At 59.3% G+C, this 18014-nt stretch carries 19 protein-coding genes; 2 read left to right on the plus strand and 17 right to left on the minus strand.

Annotated features, from left to right (window positions below):
• Window positions 1–167: 167 nt before the first annotated feature.
• Window positions 168–440, minus strand: a complete 273-nt coding sequence (locus QZ498_RS01210) for a hypothetical protein (RefSeq protein WP_294619414.1) — start codon at window positions 438–440, stop codon at window positions 168–170.
• A 171-nt stretch (window positions 441–611) separates the two neighbouring features.
• On the opposite strand from QZ498_RS01210, the gene QZ498_RS01215 reads away from it, so the two are divergent.
• Window positions 612–854, plus strand: coding sequence for a hypothetical protein (locus tag QZ498_RS01215; RefSeq protein WP_294619416.1), 243 nt, complete (start codon window positions 612–614; stop codon window positions 852–854).
• Window positions 855–1211: 357 nt separating this feature from the next.
• Here QZ498_RS01215 and QZ498_RS01220 read toward each other — a convergent pair whose 3' ends face one another.
• The 5 genes from QZ498_RS01220 to QZ498_RS01240 form a co-directional block, all read right to left on the minus strand.
• Window positions 1212–1346 (minus strand): hypothetical protein, encoded by a 135-nt coding sequence (locus tag QZ498_RS01220; protein ID WP_294619418.1) that lies wholly within the window; start codon window positions 1344–1346, stop codon window positions 1212–1214.
• Between the two features lie 511 nt (window positions 1347–1857).
• Window positions 1858–2442: a GNAT family N-acetyltransferase gene (locus QZ498_RS01225; RefSeq protein ID WP_294619420.1), complete on the minus strand. Its 585-nt coding sequence runs from the start codon at window positions 2440–2442 to the stop codon at window positions 1858–1860.
• Window positions 2439–2837, minus strand: a complete 399-nt coding sequence (locus tag QZ498_RS01230) for a ketosteroid isomerase-related protein (RefSeq protein WP_294619422.1) — start codon at window positions 2835–2837, stop codon at window positions 2439–2441. Before QZ498_RS01230 ends, QZ498_RS01225 begins: the two co-directional genes overlap by 4 nt.
• A complete protein-coding gene (locus tag QZ498_RS01235) occupies window positions 2834–3295 on the minus strand; it encodes a low molecular weight phosphatase family protein (protein ID WP_294619424.1) in 462 nt (153 codons plus the stop codon). The genes QZ498_RS01230 and QZ498_RS01235 overlap by 4 nt, the downstream gene beginning before the upstream one ends.
• A 7-nt stretch (window positions 3296–3302) precedes the next feature.
• Complete coding sequence (locus tag QZ498_RS01240; RefSeq protein ID WP_294619426.1) at window positions 3303–3782, minus strand: UPF0262 family protein; 480 nt, start codon at window positions 3780–3782, stop codon at window positions 3303–3305.
• A 247-nt stretch (window positions 3783–4029) separates the two neighbouring features.
• On the opposite strand from QZ498_RS01240, the gene QZ498_RS01245 reads away from it, so the two are divergent.
• Entirely contained in the window at window positions 4030–6324 is a 2295-nt protein-coding gene (locus tag QZ498_RS01245; RefSeq protein WP_294619428.1) for a DUF1963 domain-containing protein, read from the plus strand.
• Window positions 6325–6651: 327 nt separating this feature from the next.
• Here the strand turns inward: QZ498_RS01245 and QZ498_RS01250 are convergent, their stop codons facing one another.
• The 11 genes from QZ498_RS01250 to QZ498_RS01300 all read right to left on the minus strand — a co-directional run bounded on the left by QZ498_RS01250 (window position 6652) and on the right by QZ498_RS01300 (window position 17927).
• Window positions 6652–8196, minus strand: coding sequence for a trimethylamine methyltransferase family protein (locus QZ498_RS01250; protein ID WP_294619430.1), 1545 nt, complete (start codon window positions 8194–8196; stop codon window positions 6652–6654).
• A gap of 135 nt (window positions 8197–8331) precedes the next feature.
• A complete protein-coding gene (locus QZ498_RS01255; protein ID WP_294619432.1) occupies window positions 8332–8484 on the minus strand; it encodes a hypothetical protein in 153 nt (50 codons plus the stop codon).
• The gene (locus QZ498_RS01260; protein ID WP_294619435.1) at window positions 8481–9848 is read right to left on the minus strand and encodes an MmgE/PrpD family protein; all 1368 of its coding nucleotides are present in this window, start codon (window positions 9846–9848) and stop codon (window positions 8481–8483) included. The genes QZ498_RS01255 and QZ498_RS01260 overlap by 4 nt, the downstream gene beginning before the upstream one ends.
• Before the next feature lie 3 nt (window positions 9849–9851).
• Window positions 9852–10652, minus strand: coding sequence for a crotonase/enoyl-CoA hydratase family protein (locus QZ498_RS01265; protein WP_294619437.1), 801 nt, complete (start codon window positions 10650–10652; stop codon window positions 9852–9854).
• A 97-nt stretch (window positions 10653–10749) separates the two neighbouring features.
• Entirely contained in the window at window positions 10750–12306 is a 1557-nt protein-coding gene (locus QZ498_RS01270; RefSeq protein ID WP_294619439.1) for a class I adenylate-forming enzyme family protein, read from the minus strand.
• A 14-nt stretch (window positions 12307–12320) separates the two neighbouring features.
• Complete coding sequence (locus QZ498_RS01275; protein WP_294619441.1) at window positions 12321–13511, minus strand: acyl-CoA dehydrogenase; 1191 nt, start codon at window positions 13509–13511, stop codon at window positions 12321–12323.
• Between the two features lie 10 nt (window positions 13512–13521).
• On the minus strand, window positions 13522–14391 hold the full coding sequence (locus QZ498_RS01280) for a nitrilase-related carbon-nitrogen hydrolase (RefSeq protein WP_294619443.1): 870 nt from the start codon (window positions 14389–14391) through the stop codon (window positions 13522–13524).
• Between the two features lie 69 nt (window positions 14392–14460).
• Window positions 14461–15342, minus strand: a complete 882-nt coding sequence (locus QZ498_RS01285; protein ID WP_294619445.1) for a glycine betaine ABC transporter substrate-binding protein — start codon at window positions 15340–15342, stop codon at window positions 14461–14463.
• A gap of 39 nt (window positions 15343–15381) precedes the next feature.
• Window positions 15382–16110, minus strand: a complete 729-nt coding sequence (locus QZ498_RS01290) for an ABC transporter permease (RefSeq protein ID WP_294619447.1) — start codon at window positions 16108–16110, stop codon at window positions 15382–15384.
• Between the two features lie 11 nt (window positions 16111–16121).
• Complete coding sequence (locus tag QZ498_RS01295) at window positions 16122–17258, minus strand: ABC transporter ATP-binding protein (protein ID WP_294619449.1); 1137 nt, start codon at window positions 17256–17258, stop codon at window positions 16122–16124.
• Between the two features lie 18 nt (window positions 17259–17276).
• A complete protein-coding gene (locus QZ498_RS01300) occupies window positions 17277–17927 on the minus strand; it encodes an ABC transporter permease (protein WP_294619451.1) in 651 nt (216 codons plus the stop codon).
• Window positions 17928–18014: the final 87 nt, after the last annotated feature.

The following is an 18014-nucleotide window of genomic DNA, read 5'->3' on the forward strand; positions in this document are numbered from 1 at the left end:
ATTTTGCAATAAGTCTTGTGTCGAGTTGAGCGATCAAACGAACTTAGGTACTTCAAGTGCTCTGACTAGGCTTTAACTATAGAAAAAACCCGAGCAAACGATGACGCGTCAACGGTTGGAAAAAGTCAAGGATAGAGACGTTGGGCGGAAAGACAGTAGCAAGGCGATCATTTCGCCAACTTACTCCCCAGAGATGACAGCGCCCCTGCCTTTTTTACAGCGATAAATTCGAACAAACCTTTCTTTCCGCGAACATCTCTGCGCTGAACAAGCTCAACATGGCCTGATTCAAAAGACTTCAGAGCGATGCGTGCCAAGCGCGATCCTCCAAGAAATTCGCCGCGGCAATATATTATTCGAGTACCAGGAGGACTGTTCCGCACAGCGTCTTGGAACGCATCAATCGCGGAGGTTTGTTTAGTCAAATCAATATCAGGCATCAGAAAGCTCACCTCGCGGTTAACAAGTAGATTTATGCAAGCGGTAAACGGTCAACCAAGCGCGCATGAGACGGAAACCAGATCTTTAGTCGTTTGCGACACCCATTAGATTAATTGACTCGCGCGCGCAGATAACGAGTTTTACGGAGCTGTTAACGGTTTGAGGCCATTATGGTTTATCACGCTAAAACAAGTTCTGATTTCGTGGGCTTGCGAACCTCCTTTGGGGGGCGCAAACAAGTGGTATATGATGCGGAAAACGGGCGCCGGGTTATTTTGGAGATATGCGACTCATCAATTCCAGATGCCGAAATCGACGAAGCCCTCAAAGAAGGTATCGTCAACGGTAATGTACTGCGCGGCGTAATTGCAGCGTTACACTCCCGAAATATCCAGATTAACTTCGCAAACTGATTGATCCGAAGGCACATAATGCAAGCCTCGACATTTTTCGACCGGGCAAAACTGTGCACACGAGACCGCATGCAACCACTCATACATAAGACATCCGTTAAGCTCACAGCGGACAAAAATTCCGCAATCAGCACGTCTTGGTGATAGCGTCAAACTTAGCTTCAACGGTGGCGGGAACATCACCGTTGTCGATACAAATCAACTTGGCTTTATCTCAAACTACGGAAAAACCCGGAAATTAATTCTAGGGTCTGTGGACATTCATCTTGATGCAATCAAGACAGCGGCGAGATTCCAATTGGCTGTATAGCTGCAATCTGTTTTGTCATAACGTGTCGCTATGCCTCTTGTCCGTCGTCAGGGCCAGAAGACAGCTTCCAGAAACAGTCGATTGTCTTTTGCCGTGGCACCCGCGTCGCTGGCCTTTCCCGGCAAATGTGGCTCAATCCGCTGCCATACATGATCCATCACTACAAAGCGCTGTTCGTTCATTCAAACCGCCATTTTGGAAGCTTGAATCAGAAATCAGACCAGATGGGAATCCTGATTGTCCACAGACCCTAGTAGAAATCAGTGACAGCTTCCAAGCCCGTTGGATGATAAAGGAATGGATGACCTTCTAAAATACCTGACGCCCTTATTCCGCATTGCGCACTTGGCCGACAGACGCTCGACGACGCATTTCTGCTGGGCTTGGAAGAACAAAAAGCAGCATGAAACCTAAACCTGATACACCTTAGAAACGCCGCAACTCGTCCAAAAAATGGGACCACTTCACTGCCTGTGGCTGGGTACCAAATCAATCGAGCGGAACAATGCCAATTACAAATCCACTCAATAACAAAACGTGGGTGGAAATGTGGTTTAGAAAAGCACATCTTCGCCATGTAACTGATAAAAATTGACTATTTGCCTTGACAATACTCCCGCCGGAGGCACCCGAGGAAGAGGCCAAAGGCCGATGACGAGATATCAAGCGCGCGCGACAGCGCGCTCAATCAGGTCACAGGCGGCGCATCCAGAATTGCAGGGGGTGGTCGGTTTCAACCTCTTGGTCGATGTCTTTCCACGCGAATTGGGCTACGGCGCCCTCAACCGGCGCATAGCCGCGCTTGCACCAGAAGGGGTCGAGCGGTTGGTAATCCATCGGTCGCAAGGGGTGATCTATGGGCCGTTCCACGCCGCAGAAGGCAGAGTAGCGATGGCCCAACGCGCGGGCGTGATCTTCGCGGGCATCGAAAAACGCATGGCCAATGCCTTGGCCGCGGTACTCGGGCAAGAGCACGCTTTCGGCACAGTAAAAGATATCGCTGAGCGGGATATCCTGCCCCGTAAAGGCCGCCGCGAAATCCTCGGCATGGTCCTGCATCGGTGTGCCGGTGGACGCGCCCACCAGACGATCCCCGTCAAAGGCGCCCACAAGGATCGCATCCTCGCTGTCGCGGTAGGTTTGCAGATAAGCCTCCTCATAGGCCGCATCGCCGTCGTACAAATAGGGCCAGGCGCGGAACACCTTGATCCGCAGGCGCGCCACATCCCCCAGCGCGCGGGCCAGCGCAGCACCAGTCAGCCGCTCCACCCGGATCATTCGGAAACCTGTCGCATCCAATCGGCAAGGTTGTAATAGGTCACCACCCGCGTGATCAGCCCATTCTCAAGCGAGAAAAACGACCCCGCCGGAAGGCGATAGGTCTGGCCCTTCGCATCGGGCAGCCCCTCATCGGTTTCCAGATAGGTGCCATTCACCACGTATTCCGCCGCCCCGCGCGTACCGCCCTCCGCCTCGAAAATCACCATATCGGTGAGGTTCTCACGATAGCAGCGGTTCATATGCTCGCAAAACGACCGGAAAGCCTCCTTGCCGGTCCGCACCTCGCCTTCGTTGACGTAATGCGCGATATCCTCGGACAAACAGGCCAGCATCGCGGCCACGTCGCCACGGTTGAAGGCATCGAAATAGGCTTGGATCGTTGCGGTGCTCATGTATCGCTCCTTGGGTCGCCCCAGCGGTCGGTGAGATGGGAAATGATCTGATCGCGGGTCTGCCGGTAGGCATCCAGCTTGGCCTCCCGGCTCTCGCCAAGGCCCGTCGGGTCCATGATCGGCCAATAGACCACCTCAAGGTGAAACACCCGCGTCAGCTCCAGCGCGCGGCGCTGGCTTGCCGGGCTCAGCGCCACGATCAGGTCAAAGGATGACAGGTCATCGCCCCATTGCTCCATCTCGTCAAAGCTGCGGGTGCGGTGCCGGGCCAGCTCCACGCCGATCTCGTCACAGACCGCGATGGAAAACCCGTCAATCTCCATATCGCTTTTGACACCGGCCGATTGCACATAGGTATCGGTGCCGTAAAACTTCTTCATGATGCCCTCGGCCATGGGCGAGCGCACGGCATTGTGGTCGCAGCAAAAGAGCACCGATTGAGGAAGCTCCTGCACCATCCCCGCCTCAGCCCCCGAAATGCAAAACGCAGATCAGGGTGAACAGGCGCCGCGCGGTGTCATTGTCGACACTGGCCTTGCCCTCAAGCCGCTCCTCAAGGATGCGCGCGCCCTCGTTGTGGATGCCACGGCGGGCCATGTCGATGGTTTCGATCTGGCTGGGCGGCATGTTTTTCACCGCATCGAAATAGCTTTCGCAAATCGCCCAATAATCCTTGACCACCTGCCGGAACGGGCTGAGCGACAGATGAAACTCCGCCGCTGGCTCGTCGCTTTCGGTGCGGATGTCAAAGACCAGCCGCTTTTCCCGAATCGACAGCGCCACGCGATACGGCCCTTTGGGCACCTCTCGACCCTCGCGTTCGGGCAGCGCGAATGAGTTCTCTTCGATCAGATCGAACATCGCCACCTTGCGCTCCTGCTCGATCTCGGGCGTGGGCGGCGGCAGGTTGGCATCATCCAACTCGATATGGCTGATATAGGACATGGGTATCCCTCGCGGCAGGTTTTGGCAGCTTCCCTAGCGCAGGGCTGGCCATTGGGCAATGCAGGGCCGCGACAGGGCAAGGGGATTTTGCGGCGCTGTGGCTTGGCGGGCGCGGGGGAGAAGAGCGGGTATTGCGCCATCGGCGACATACTCCCTGAAAACGCCATAATCCAATCATCGAATGGCCAGTTTGAAATACAACCTATGAGAAAACAAACTAAGCGAACACAATATTGGTGCATGCGTAATGATTTTAGACAGGTATTATCAAATCGCGGCTGGCATTCTGGCTTTCATTCTATTTCGGGAACACATGATGACGGCGGTGGCAGCCCTACTGCCCTTCCTTTTTCTGGCAATCCCGTTGCTCATCGTCCTGCTGCTCCGTCAGTCAATCGCGCAGACACTAGGCCGCAAACAGCAACGTAGCCTCCTGCGGCTCCGCTGGACACTCAGCCATCAGCGCGCGCCGATGTTCGAACGGCGCCGCGACACGGCAGCCAAGGCGGTGATCACGGCCTACAACCTTGCCCCCCAAGCGGGCCTTCCCGAACAGGCCAAACAGATCGCGGCCATGATGCAGGAAACCCAGAGGATCAACCGCGCCTATCCACCGATTCTGCAACGCCGTTTAACGGCGGATACCTTGGGCAAAGCGCTGGCCGAGGCCGCTGGTTTGACGGGTGCACCGCGCACCGCCCTGATCGACGCATTGCGCAAGGCTGTTCGCGAAACCCGGCACCGCGGATGGCCGGGGCGAATAAAGGCCCGCCTGCGCGCCCTCTTGTCACCACTGGCCGGCACGTCCAAACAGCGGCGGCGAATTGGCGTGGCCTTCTATCAAACTCTTCTTTCCGGTCAGGCCCAGAAGAACGCGCGCCTCTTGGCGCTCTGCGACCTGATCCAGACAACGCGCCGGGGCCACGGATTGAGCCAGAACCCGGACAATCCACTTGACCCGATTGAAGGTCTGCCACTCCGGGTGCAAAGACGGATCGTGCTTTTCTCGGAGCTGGCCTTTGGCACCGCGAACATCGGGCGCATCGCATGGACCGACCCAAGTCAGATCAAGACCCTGCGACAGCTCAAGGATCGGCTGGATGACGCGCCCGTGCCCGACCCCCGGTTTTGGGACGCCACACCGACAAACGATCAGCCAAAGCCCGCACCGCAGACCACCCAGCCGGCCACACCCGCCTCTGAGGACGATCTACGGGACATGGTCACTGACTCGGCTGTGCCGGCACTCCTGCTCAAACGCGCCTGGCCCATTGGGGAGGATGTAGAGGGCCGCTCATGGTTGGGCGGCTGCCCCCTGCTGCCGACCAGCATGGAATGGCCCAAACGTCCCGAAACCGGGCAACCGTTGCACTTTCTGGCCCAAATCGACTGCGCCGACCTGCCCCGGATAGCAGGCGGTGAAGCCCTGCCAAACAATGGCCTTCTGTTGTTCTTCGCCTTCATCGACGAGGAAATGCTCTGGGATGACGAAACCGGCAGCGGTCAAGTGCTTTATGTCCCGCCGCAGATCGTGCCCGAGCAGCCCGCCAAGCCACCACGCGATCTGCCCGACCTGAGCTACACACCCGGACAGCTGAGCGGCAGTTCCGCCCGTGCAGGCATACGCGGCTATCCGCGCTGGCCTGTCACGATCCATGAAACCCTCAGCTTCCAAGACAATGACCTGCCCCCCGCTGGCCTCCAGATCGCGGGCATGGCCCAGATGGACGCGCTAAAGCCGCATTTCCCCGAGCCTGTCGAAACCACACGAAACGCCGTCTTCCAAAGGATCGTGCGCACGGATCCGGAAACCGGCGAACCGCTCCGCAACGAAAAGGGCGGAAAACTCTATGAGCACGTCGTCGCGCCCGATCTGATCAAGGCCGGATTTCCCTTTTGCGGCGCGGTTATGTCGCGCTTCGCAACACGGCTGGAAAACAGCCTTGTGCAGAAAATCACATTGGATCGCTGGATCAAGCAACGCTGGCAAGACGACCTGCAAACCGAAACCGAAGCAGAGGCCGAACACCTGCAAAAATGCATCGACAAGATAACGACTGACCTTGGCGAAATGTCCGATGGCGTGTCGCGGTTGCAGAAAATTTCGGCTGCGCTGAACGCTTGGGACGACTATGAAAAACCCTCCGACAACGCGTCGCGGCAGTTTGCCGCTTGGCTGACCACGGTGCGAAACGCCGAACTCCCCGCACTTGAAGGTGCGCTGCGTGGGGCGCTCAAATCGGTTGCGCAACAAGCTGTGACAGACCCACAGATGCGCGCAATTCTGCCACAGGCCCTTTTCGACTTTTTCGAGTCCGACCTGCGCCCGAATCCAGATCAATCGCAGCACATGATGCTGGGCCACCCGCAATTCAAAACCAATTCAACCGCCGGCCCGGGCATTCGCCTTTTGAGCCTCGACAGCGACAGTGGCCTCGACTTCGAATTTTGTGATTGCGGCATGGCGGAGTTCTGGATTGATCCCGAAGATCTGGCGCGGCGCGACTTCAGCAAAGTCCTTGCCCGGACAGCCGGAGGGTGAGGGGCAAGACAGCCTCGTGAATATCTCCGCAAGGCCGGGCTGTTCGCGGAATGAAACCGTACGAAACTCGCGTACGTTTTGTACGTTTCTCACCGCGCGCCCTGTTAATTTCGGGGGGTGCCGTGAAAAATACCGACGCGATACCGCACAAATGCCGACGCGATACAGACAGCGGTTTTCCTTGTTAACCAATGAGTTAGAAGCGATTCGCTCGCTTCGTCCCGCGTTCAGCCGTTTCCCCCCGCCCGCACAAGGGGCGGGGGTTTTTTTGTCAGCCCGACTTGCCCTGACAAAGCGCGATGCCCTCCTGAGTCCTGGCTTGGTCGATCAGGGTTCATTATCCCCGATGTCCTCCTTTCGCTTGGCAATATATGCGTCAAGCTCTTCACGGATGGCGGGGTCCATCGGCGGTTGCTGATACTCTTTCAGGGCTTGCTGCCATATCTCGGTGGCACGTGTCGTGGCATCCTTGGCGCCGGCCATTTCCCAGTTTTCGTGGTTGGTCCAGTTCGACACAAGCGGTTGATAAAACGCCGTTTCGTAGCGCTCCATCGTATGGGACGAGCCAAAGAAGTGGCCGCCTGTCGGAACCTCGCGCATTGCCTCGAAGGCCAGCTCGGCCTCATCGACCTTGATCGGCTCCAGAAAGGCCATCTTGTGCTGCAGCATCTCGACATCAAGGACCAGCTTCTCGAACGACGCGCAAAGCCCGCCCTCAAGCCAACCCGCGGAATGATAATACATGTTGGCATGGCCCAACATGCAGCCCCATAGCGCCATTTCCGTTTCATAGGCCGCCTGCGCATCGGCCGCGTTGGACGCATTGGTCGGCGAGGCGCGATAGGGCAGGCCATAGCGCCGGGCAAGCTGCCCGCTGGCGATATTGGCCTTGGTGTTTTCCGGCGTCCCGAAGGCGGGAGCCCCCGAGCGCATATCGACATTCGAGGTATAGGATCCATAAAGCACCGGCGCGCCCTTGCGGGCCAACTGCGTAAGGGCAATACCGAACAGGGCCTCGGCGTTCTGTTGCGTCAGCCCGGCGGCCAACGTCACCGGCGTCATGGCCCCCATCAGGGTGAAGGGCGTCACCGCCACGGCCTGCCCGTGCGATGACATGGCAATCAGCCCATCGGCCATATCGCCGTCAAACCGGCGCGGAGAGTTGACCGAGATGATCGTGGTCACGCCGGGGTCGTCAGCCATTTGATCAAGCGTCATTCCCTTGGAAATCGCCATCATGTTGATGCCGTCCACTGCCCGGCCTTTGCCGATGGCGGTACAGTGGAAACACAGGTCGGATAGCGTCAGGTTGGCGTTATAGGTATCCAGATGTCGGTTGTTCGCCGGAAGCTCCATCGGCGCGCAGACCTGATTGCCGATGATATGGATCGCGTTGAAGTGATGCGCCAACCGCGTGAAGTTCTCGAAATCCTGCATGTTGCCGGAACGGCGCCCATTGATGTTGTCATGCACCGAAGGCGGCCCCGCGACCAAGCCAAACGCCATGTGGTCGCCTCCGAGGGTCAGGCGCTTTTCCGCATTGCGCGACGTCAGTGTAAATTCGCGCGGTGCCGTTGAAATCAGCGACTCCACCAACTCGGGCGCAAGCCGCACCACCCCGGTTGTATCGTCAACCTCCGCCCCGGCATTGCGAAACAGATCGCGCGCCTCGGCGCTCATCAGTTCGATGCCCAGCTCTTCCAGCACCCGCAATGAGGCATGATGGATCGCCTCGACCTGATCGTCCGACAACACCCGCATCGGCGCATAGGGGTTGCGTGGCTGTTGCCATCGCAGTTGCGGCAGAAGATGCGCGCCCGCCTCCCGGTCGCGCGGGGAAGCAGATCGTCGGCGTCGTGCTCGTGTAGCCATGGTTCTCATCCTCTTTCGATTTGCTAGGGCGGGGCGGTCACGCACCCGTCAAATTTGGTTTTTGTTTCTCGACAAAGGCCTTCGGCCCTTCACTCGCGTCATCCGAATCCTGTACTTTTGCCCAAGATAGATCGGTCAAGGCTCAAAGCCCGTTGTCCAACCGGGACTGCGCAGCGCAGCACGCAACGCCTCGGTCCTCTCAGCGTTGATCCCGCTGTGAGCCTCGGGCCGGCTCAGCGTCAGCGTCGCGATGCCCCCCGCAACACCGTCGTCCATCAGTGCGGTCATGGGTTTACCCCTTTCACATCGCTCAGGATCAGGTCAGTCAGCCGTGACAGCGGTGCCGCGCCAAGATCATCGACAGAGGCCTCGATCCGCCCGGCCCGCTCGGCGCCAAGCACCGGCGTTGCATAGGCGTGGAACTTCGCGCGCACCTCCGCGTCGGGGGCCGGATTCTCGGGATCACCACCCGCCTCGGTCGGCTCCGATGTCACCTGCCCGCCCGCATGCAAATGCAGTGTCACCTGCGAAATCCGCCGCGCCGGGAAGGCGCTGTTGAAGGCGTCGCTTTCCGAAATCCGCATATCCCGCGACAGACGCAGGACCTCCTCATCGTGCAGGGCCGCGCCGCTGATATCCTCGGGGTCCACCTTGCCACGTGCGATGGCCACGGCCACCGGGAACGAAGTGGAATATTGCGCGGCCTCGGTGCTCTGTGGCGCGCGCGTCGCCAGACGCAGAGATTCGTGAAAGGTGGTCACCTCGATCCGGTCGACATCCCGCGACGACAGTCCATGCCGCTTGCGCAGGTCAAGCGCGGCGCGCACCGCAGGTTGCGCCCAGCGGCACACCGGAAAGGGTTTGAAATATTGTTCAAGGATGAACCAGCGCTGCCCAAGGTCGGCCCAGATATCCGCAACCTCGTCTGCCTCCACCGTGACCGCCGGCGCACCGGTAAAGCCATCCGCCGCCAGATAGGCCGCTGACACCCCCGCCATCGCGCCCCAGCCCGACCCATCCTTGAGCATCGTGGGATGGTCGATGCAACGCATCATCTGACTGCGTGGCCCGTGATACTCGGCTATCCCGATGGCCTCGCGGGTTTGCGCCTTCGACAAGCCAAGCGCCCGTGCGCCCAGCGCCGCACAGGCTACCGCCACCCAAGCCCCCGAGGTATGGTAATCACAGGCCGTGCGATGCAGGGCGATACCCGCGCGTGTGCCAATCTCGTACCCCAGAACAAGCGCCGTCAGAAAGGCCTCGCCGTCGTCCAACCCTTCGGCTTCGAACAAAGCCAGAGCGGCAGGCAACACGCCGCAACCCGCATGCCCCTTGGTCAACTTATGACCGTCATGGCCATCAAGCGCATCAATGGTCATCCCCCCGGCAAGGGCAGCGCCCGCCGGACTGACGGCGCGTCCATCGAATAACATCCGCGCCCGGCCCTCGCCCGCGCCAAAATGCTTGTGGGCATGGCCCCGGATGATTCCCGAAAGGTCCGTGCCAGACCCGCCCGCCGCCACACCAATCAGGTCCAGCAACCAACGACGCGCATATTGCCGTGCCTCGGCCGGAATATCGGTGAACCGCAGGTCATGCACAAAACCGGTTGCACCATGCGATCCTGCGCGAGGTCTGCCGCTTCGGGTCATGGCCTATCGTCCGGTGAAATCGGCATCACGCTTTTCCAAAAGCGAATTGACCGCTTCCATGTGATCTTCCGTCTGATGGCACGCCCCCTGATAGGCCGCCGCCAGTTCCAATACCGTATCCAGCCGGGTGTTCAGGCCTTCCCGCAGCAGCCGCTTGGCCATGCGCAGTTGGCGCGGCGGATTCTTGGCGATGCGTGCGGCCAGCTTGCGGGCCTCGGGCAATAGCTCCTCCGGCTCAACCACCTTTGAGACCAGCCCCCATTCCAAGGCCGTCGCCGCATCCACCGGATCGGCGGTAAAGGTCATCTCCGCCGCCCGCGACAGGCCCACCTGACGCGGCAGCAACCACGCGCCGCCATCCCCGGAAATCAGGCCCACACGCACGAAATTCTCGGCAAATGTTGCCTGTGTCGAGGCGATGCGGATATCGCATAGACAGGTGGTATCGCAGCCTGCGCCATAGGACGGGCCATTGACCGCCGCAATCAGTGGCACCTCGCATTCCCACATCGCCTTGGCGACCTGCTGAATCCCAGCCCGGTAACCGTCCTTGGCATCCACCGCATCGCCGCCGAAAATCGACTCCTTGTCGCGCATGTGCTTCAGGTTCCCACCCGACGAAAACGCCTTGCCCGCGCCGGTCACGATGGCACAGCGAACCGATTGGTCGGCGTTGATCCGGTGCATCGCCGCCACGATGGCCGAACACAGATCACGGTCGGTCAAGGCATTGCGGGTCTCGGGCATGTTGAAGGTGAGGGTGACGACATGACCGTCTTGGTCATAAAGCAGTTTTTCAGTCATTGGCTCTTTCCGTTTCTGCGCGTCCCGGGGCCATGGGTCGGCCCCCAAGGGCGTCGCTCAATATGTCGATGCAACTCTCCGGGTCGGGCGCTGTCGCCTAGCCGCCTCGGGTCATTTCATGCGCGGCCAGCAACTCTCGTTTGAGAACCTTGCCGCTTGGATTGGTCGGCAACTCGTCCATGAACACATAGCGCTTGGGCCGCTTGTATGGCGCAAGATCGTCGCTTTGCTTGCAAAAGGCGTCCAGATCCTCCGCCGTCAAACCTGCGTCGGTGACAACCACATAGGCGGCAACCACCTGTCCCCATTTTTCGTCAGGCAGGCCAAGCACGGCGGCCTCTTGAATACCGGGGTGGGTGTACAGAAGCTCTTCCACCTCGCGCGGATAGATGTTCTCGCCGCCCGACACGATCATGTCGTCGCCGCGACCGTGGAAGTAATAGAAGCCCTCCTCGTCCTGCGAGAACAAATCACCCGAATAGACCCAGCCAGCCCGCAACTTCTTCGACGTCTCCAGCGGATTGTTCCAATAGCCGCTCATCGCCTGCGGTCCGCGCACGATCAACTGACCGATCTCACCGGGGGCCAAAAGGTCCCGCGGCGTGGCATCGGGCTTGCGATCAATAACGCGACATTCCGAAATCAGGGTCGGCTTGCCGCAGGATCCAAGTTTGCTCAGCGCGTCCTCGGGGTGCAGGATCAGCGCCAAGGACGCCTCTGTCATGCCATAGCCATTGAAAATCTTCGGGCAGAACTCCTCGATCACCTTTTGCATCGTCGCCGAATTGATCGCCGCCCCGCCGGTGGTGATCAATCGCAGGCTGGATGTATCGATCCCTGAGAACTCTGGGTGCAACAGCATTTCCTGAATCTGGGTCGGTACGGCGAACAATGTGGTGATCTTTTCCGAGGCGATGGTCTCAAGCGTTTCCAACGCGTTGTAGCGGCCAAGCACGACATTGGTGCCCCCGACCATCATGTGTGGCAGGAAATAGGCCTGCATCCCCCCCACATGATAAAGCGGGGCGATGTGCAGGGCATTGTCGCGATGGTTCAGCCCGTATTCCATGACGCAGTTCATCGCGATGGCGATATCGTTGGCATGGGTATGGATCACACCCTTGGGGCGCCCCGTTGTGCCCGAAGTGTAAACCAACGCCGATACATCCGACCCCGCCGGCGCGGGCCGCAGAATATCACGGTCCTCGGTGTCTTCGGCCAGTTGTTCGAACTGGCTATGATGGCTGGGCACCGCGGCGGGATCGTAGGAACAACTGATGAAATCATGAACCGATCTCACCTGCTCTTCGATCTTGAGGGTGTTCTCGGTCAGGTGCCGCCCATAGACAAGCACCCGCGCGCCGCTGTCGCTGATGATATAAGCCGCCTCGCCCGGGCTCAGGCGATAATTGAGCGGAACCGCCACCGCCCCGAGAATCTGGCAGGCAAAATAGGTCGTGACCGAGTTTTCCGAGGTCGAGACGTAAAATGCCACCCGGTCTCCCGGACGCACGCCCATATCTGAAAGCGCCTGGGCGAACCGGCGCACGCGGGCATACCACTCCGCATAGGTCCAGCGGCGCTCACCAAAGATCAGCGCGGTATGCGTGGGGTACCTCTCGTAAGAGGCTTCGAGGACTCGGGCGATATGCATTGGACAGCATCCAGTCAGAGGTTGGGTTTAATCGCGGGCATTTCGCGCGCCGCGATCAGGTATTTCGCCATTTCAGAAGACCCGCCGACGATCGGCAGGGCACGAGCATCGCGGTAAATCTGTTCCGCCCGGCCAAACTGCCGCGTCACGCCATCCCCGCCGAGCACCTGAACCGTCCGGTCCGAGCAGAAAACAGCGGTCTCCGTCGAGACCAGCTTGGCCTGCGCGGCCTCGCGCATCAGCTCCTTGCCGTCGTGCCCCGCGTCATACATCTTGGCCGCGCGATAGGTCAGCAATTCCGCCGCATCAATCCGCCAGCTCATCTGCGCGATCATGTCCCAGATCAACTGCTTCTGGCCCAGTTTCTGACCGAAGGAATCGCGCTCCTGCGCATGGGCCTTGGCGATATCAAAGGCCGACCGCGCCACCCCGAGACCCGACCCGCCAAGGATCACCCGCTCGAAATTGAAGGCACCCAGCATGATGCGGAACCCCTTGTTTTCCTCGCCCAGCAAATGGTCTTCGGGAACGCGCACATTGTCGAAGGTCACCTCGCCCACCGCGCACCCACGCCGCCCCATGAAATCATAGGTGCGCGGAAAGCTGATGCCGGGCGTGCCGGCGGGCACGGCAATCGCCGTCATGCCCTTCTGCGGGGCCACATCGGGGTCGGTGATGCCCCAGACGATATAGACATCCGATTTCGTCGCGTTCGAGATATAGCGCTTGAACCCGTCGATCACCCATTCGCGGGTGGTGCTGTCAAAGCGCACCCGTGTCTCCATCCCCGCACTGTCTGATCCGACATTGGGCTCGGTCATGCAGATGGACCCAATCGCCGTACCATCCAGAATGGGCGTCAAGAACCGCTCGCGCACCTCCGGCTGCGCATAGGCGTGCAAGGGGAAAGCACAGGACAGCGCCGTCGCGATGGTCGTCTCGAAAGCATAGTTCAAATACGCCGCTTCTTCCGACAGCATCGTGGCATGGGTCAAACCCGGCTTTGGCAAGGACCCTTGATAGAGGTCGGGAAACATCAGCCGCATGTACCCGGCCTGCCCAAGCGCGCGCACCACCCGCTTCACCGCTTCCCAATCCTCATCGCGTTCGATGGCCTCGGCATGAGGGGCCAGTTCGCGCTGCAGAAAATCGCGAATTTCCGAACGGAACACGCGGTCCTCGTTCGACATGAAAAAGTCTTGCATAGGGCTCTCCTTAAGGCGTGTCGTCCCGAACCAGATCGGGCACGCCAAGTGTTTCGAGAAGTCGTGTGGTCTCGCGGTGAACAAGGCCCATGTTGCTGTCGCGCACGGTCGGCAGCAAATGCCGCGCCCGTCGGACCTGATCGTAGTTCAAGTCAGCGACAATCAATTCTTCGCCGGTACCCGCTGTGGCCAGTTCCTTGCCGAAGGCATCGACGATACGCGACCCGCCCCAGAAGGTCAGGTCGCGTTCCGGTCCACAACGGTTGGCCATGATCGACGGCGCGCCGTACATCATGGAATAGAACCGCATGGTCAGCCCCCAGCCACCGGGGTTGTCAAAATCCGCGCCCACGGCCTCGACCCCGGAACTCACCGGGCAAATCAACAGGGTCGCGCCATGCAAAAAGGTCAGATGTGTCAGCGCCGGGTTCCAGAGGTCGGCGCAGATCAATAGGCCCGCGGTCCACTGATCACGCAAATGGCAGGTGTCGACAAACCGGCCCGTGGCGTAATGTTTGCCTTCCTCTAACTTGCCGTAGCTAGGGATGTTTATCTTCCGGTGCAGGTACTGCACCCGGCCGTTTTGAAGGATCGCGCTGCTGTTGTAGAACTGTGCCGCCGGGCCTTCCTCGATGAAGCCGACAACCACCGCCATGTCTCCGGCGGCCTCGGCCAGCCTGCGCAGGCGTTTATCCCTGCGATCAACGGCAGTGTCCAAAAGGTCTTCGCAGCCGTGATGCCCGGTCAGTGACAACTCCGGCATCACCAATAGGTCTGTATTCTCCGCGTGCGCCTTTGAAATCCAATCCAGATGGATTTCGATATTTGCGTCGAAGTCGCCGATTTCGCTGGCGAATTGCGCAACTCCGGTTCTAAGCATTTGCTTTGTGGCCTTGTCGCCTTGTGACAAATTTGGCCGGAGCAGGCAGCCCGCTCCGGCCGAGGGTGTTTAGATCATGCCGACTTCGGCAAGGAAATCTTCGGCCACCTGTTCGATCGACACCCGCTCGACATCAACGCGTGCGTTGAGGCGGGCCATGGTTGAATCGTCCAGCTTTGCCGACAGCTCGTTCAACAGCTCACCGATCTTCGGATTGGCCTCAAGCACCTCGTCACGCACAACCGGCGCCAAGGCATAAGCCGGGAAGTAGCCTTTGTCGTCTTCAAGCGTGACGAAATCGAAGGCCGGGATGCGCCCGTCGGTGGCAAACACCAAGCCCACATTGACGTCACCGTTCTTCAGCGCCTCGTAGACCAGGCCGGAATCCATTCGCTTGACCTGACTACGGCTCAGCTCGAAACCATACTCTTTTTGCAGCGGCTTCAGGCCGTCGGGGCGCGCGTACCATTCCGCGTTCGATGCCAAGGTCAGGTCGTTCTCGGTATTGATACGTTCGGCGAGGTCTGAAAGCGTGCTGATCCCAAGCTCCTCGGCCTCGCCCGATTGCATGGCCAGCGCATAGGTGTTGTTGGCGTCCGATGCATTCAGCCAGACAATGCCTTTCTCGGCATCAAGTTCCTTCACCCGGTTATAGGTTTCTTCGGCGTTCAGCTTCTCGGTCACCTTGTTGTAGGTGATCAGCGAGGTGCCGGTGTATTCCCAGTATACGTCGATCTGGCCATTCTCCATGGCCTGACGCAACGCGGCCGAACCCATCCCGGCGCGGTTGTCCACGTCGAAACCGTTGCTCGAAAGCAGTTGCTCGGTCATCGAAGACAGCAATTGCTGTTCGGTAAAGTTCTTGCCGCCGATGGTAATCTCGTCAGCATGCGCCACCGAAGCCAGCATCGCCGCACCCGCAGCGAACATTTTGGCAAAGCGTAGATACATAACATCGTTCCTTTCATACGTGAGTAAAGAAGCGCTGGTTCAGCGCAGGGGGTTAACACCTTTCGGGATCAGCCAAAGCTGCGCCTGCCCGATCAGGAAATCGACCAACACGGCCAGCGCCGCCGTCGGGATTGCCCCCGCCAGCAACATGCCGGTGTCCATCAGGTCGATGCCGGTAAAGATAAGCTCGCCCAAACCGCCGCCGCCGATCAGAAACGCCAAGGGCGTGGTGCCGACATTGATGGCCAAGGCCGTGCGGATACCCGAAAAGATCACGAACAGGGCATTGGGCAGCTCCACCCTGAACAGGATTTGCATCGGGCGCATGCCCATCCCGTGCGCCGCTTCCTTCAAATGCCCGGGAACCGCCAGCAGACCGGCATAGGTATTGCGCACAATCGGCAGAAGCGAGGCCACGAAAAGGCCGAAGAAGGCCGGCGTGAAGCCGATGCCCAAAAGGGTCATCGACAGCGCGATCACCGCCAGCGTCGGAATGGTCGTCCCGATGTTGAAGACCTGCATCACGGTTTCGGCCACGCCCGCCATCGACGGACGCGACAGCCAGATACCAACCGGAACACCAACAGCTATCGCCGCCAGACCAGAGGCGAGAACAAGCACGACATGCTGCTTGGTCAGATAAACGATATCCTCCCAATAAGTGATCATCTGGTCGATCAGCCCCGAGAACCCGATCAGGATACCGATGGCCAGCATCAGCCATGGCAAGATGCGAAGACTTGGCGCGGATGCGGATGAATTGGCCATTGCGCTCTCCCTTACCGCTCGGCCTTCGCCGACGCCCGGCGATAGGTCTCGCCCAGGGCCGCCGTCACGGCGGGCTGGGTAACCACGCCGGTGTAGCGCCCGCTATCATCAACGCTGGCAAGCCACATGACGTCGTTCGCAAACATCTCCGAGACCACGGCGCGCAAATCGGCATGATGCGGCACCACGGCGGGCAACGGCCTGGCCAAGTCCTGAACCAGACCGCTGGCTCCTTTGAGCATCTCTGCACTCACGTATCCAACCGGGTGGTGATCCCCGTCGATCATCACCGCGACCGTGGCAGCGCTGTCGTTGAGGGCGGTCAAAGCGTCCTTGGCCTTCGAATGGCGCGACACGGCGGGCGCATCCTGATCGGTGATCTCTTCGACCGTGACCAGCCGCAGACGTTTCAACGTCCGGTCGGCACCGACAAAATCCGCCACAAAGGCGTTTGAGGGATGCGCAAGAACATTGTCGGGGCTGTCATACTGTTCGATCACCCCTTCTTTGAAAATCGCGATCTTGTCCGCCATCTTCACCGCCTCGTCGATATCGTGGCTGACGAACATGATGGTTTTCTTGATTTCCGCCTGCATCTTGAGGAATTCGTCCTGAATGACCTCGCGGTTGATCGGGTCAATGGCGCCAAAGGGCTCGTCCATCAACATCACCGGGGGATCGGCGGCCAAGGCCCGGATCACGCCAACCCGCTGCTGCTGCCCACCCGACAATTCCTTCGGATACCGCTTCAAGAAAAGCGAAGGATCCAACCCCACCAGATCCAGCAACTCCGAGGCCCGCGCTTTCGCTTTCTTGTTGTCCCAACCCAATAGCTTGGGGACGACACAGATATTCTCTTCGATCGTCATGTTGGGAAACAGACCGATCTGCTGGATGACATAGCCAATATTGCGGCGCAATTCGACGTCGTTCAGCGTCGAGGTGTCCTCGTCATTGATGAAGATCTTGCCCGAGGTGGGCGCGATCAGCCGGTTGATCATCTTGAGTGCCGTTGTCTTGCCGCACCCCGAAGGCCCCAGCAACACACAGATTTCTCCCTCGGGCACCTCCATATCGACATCACGCGCAGCCACGATTTGGCCATTCGGCGTGTCAAAGATCTTGGTGAGTTTTTCGAGTCTGATCATTAGGAAGTACTCCGGCGCTTAACGTCTCAAACCCTCTGGGGTCAGCCGTTTCTGAATTTTGAGGAGGGCGTAATCCGCCACGATGGCAAGAAGCGAGACGGCCACCGCACCGGCGATCAACTGCCGCGGGTCCGTTTGGCTGATACCGCGAGAAATCAAGACCCCCAGCCCGCCAGCACCAATGTAGGCGGCAATCGCGGCAACCCCGATGTTCATCACAACGGCCGTGCGCACACCCGCCATGATCACCGGAATGGCCAGCGGGATTTCCACCTGCCACAACCGTTGCAGGGGCGTCATGCCCATACCCCGCGCCGACTCGCGCAGCGCCGGTTCGACGTTGGTGATCGCGGTATAGGTGTTTCGAATGATCGGCAGTTGCGAATACAGCAAGATCGCGATCACCGCCGGCAACCAACCGATCCCCTGCCCAATCAGCGAGAGAACGGGGATCATCAAACCAAACAGCGCGATGGACGGCACCGTCACGATAATGGATGCCACGTAGAGCACGCCATCCGCCACCGCGCGGTTTTGCGTAATGGCAATCCCGATGGGCACCCCCGTCAGGATGGCCAGACCAACCGCAACCGTGACAATTGAGATATGCTCGATCGCGAGTCCGCCAATCACATCCAGGTTGGCGAAAATAAACTGAAGCGTCTCCAAAAAACCTCCTCCCGGCTATTTTGGGCAACGAATTCCAGCTTAGGTTTCGAACTGTGCAAGGGCGCTACATTGTGTCGACATTTTTTT

It is taken from the genome of uncultured Roseovarius sp., assembly GCF_913057115.1.
GTDB lineage: Bacteria > Pseudomonadota > Alphaproteobacteria > Rhodobacterales > Rhodobacteraceae > Roseovarius.

Coding starts and splice junctions, on each gene's coding strand:
- QZ498_RS01235 (WP_294619424.1), bottom strand. CDS start 3,295: ATGGTGCAGGAGCTTCCTCAATCGGTGCTCTTTTGCTGCGACCACAAT.
- QZ498_RS01225 (WP_294619420.1), bottom strand. CDS start 2,442: ATGATCCGGGTGGAGCGGCTGACTGGTGCTGCGCTGGCCCGCGCGCTG.
- QZ498_RS01255 (WP_294619432.1), bottom strand. CDS start 8,484: ATGACCGCACTGATGGACGACGGTGTTGCGGGGGGCATCGCGACGCTG.
- QZ498_RS01210 (WP_294619414.1), bottom strand. CDS start 440: ATGCCTGATATTGATTTGACTAAACAAACCTCCGCGATTGATGCGTTC.
- QZ498_RS01285 (WP_294619445.1), bottom strand. CDS start 15,342: ATGTATCTACGCTTTGCCAAAATGTTCGCTGCGGGTGCGGCGATGCTG.
- QZ498_RS01230 (WP_294619422.1), bottom strand. CDS start 2,837: ATGAGCACCGCAACGATCCAAGCCTATTTCGATGCCTTCAACCGTGGC.
- QZ498_RS01260 (WP_294619435.1), bottom strand. CDS start 9,848: ATGACCCGAAGCGGCAGACCTCGCGCAGGATCGCATGGTGCAACCGGT.
- QZ498_RS01240 (WP_294619426.1), bottom strand. CDS start 3,782: ATGTCCTATATCAGCCATATCGAGTTGGATGATGCCAACCTGCCGCCG.
- QZ498_RS01245 (WP_294619428.1), top strand. CDS start 4,030: ATGATTTTAGACAGGTATTATCAAATCGCGGCTGGCATTCTGGCTTTC.
- QZ498_RS01265 (WP_294619437.1), bottom strand. CDS start 10,652: ATGACTGAAAAACTGCTTTATGACCAAGACGGTCATGTCGTCACCCTC.
- QZ498_RS01290 (WP_294619447.1), bottom strand. CDS start 16,110: ATGGCCAATTCATCCGCATCCGCGCCAAGTCTTCGCATCTTGCCATGG.
- QZ498_RS01295 (WP_294619449.1), bottom strand. CDS start 17,258: ATGATCAGACTCGAAAAACTCACCAAGATCTTTGACACGCCGAATGGC.
- QZ498_RS01275 (WP_294619441.1), bottom strand. CDS start 13,511: ATGCAAGACTTTTTCATGTCGAACGAGGACCGCGTGTTCCGTTCGGAA.
- QZ498_RS01250 (WP_294619430.1), bottom strand. CDS start 8,196: ATGGCTACACGAGCACGACGCCGACGATCTGCTTCCCCGCGCGACCGG.
- QZ498_RS01270 (WP_294619439.1), bottom strand. CDS start 12,306: ATGCATATCGCCCGAGTCCTCGAAGCCTCTTACGAGAGGTACCCCACG.
- QZ498_RS01215 (WP_294619416.1), top strand. CDS start 612: ATGGTTTATCACGCTAAAACAAGTTCTGATTTCGTGGGCTTGCGAACC.
- QZ498_RS01220 (WP_294619418.1), bottom strand. CDS start 1,346: ATGAACGAACAGCGCTTTGTAGTGATGGATCATGTATGGCAGCGGATT.
- QZ498_RS01280 (WP_294619443.1), bottom strand. CDS start 14,391: ATGCTTAGAACCGGAGTTGCGCAATTCGCCAGCGAAATCGGCGACTTC.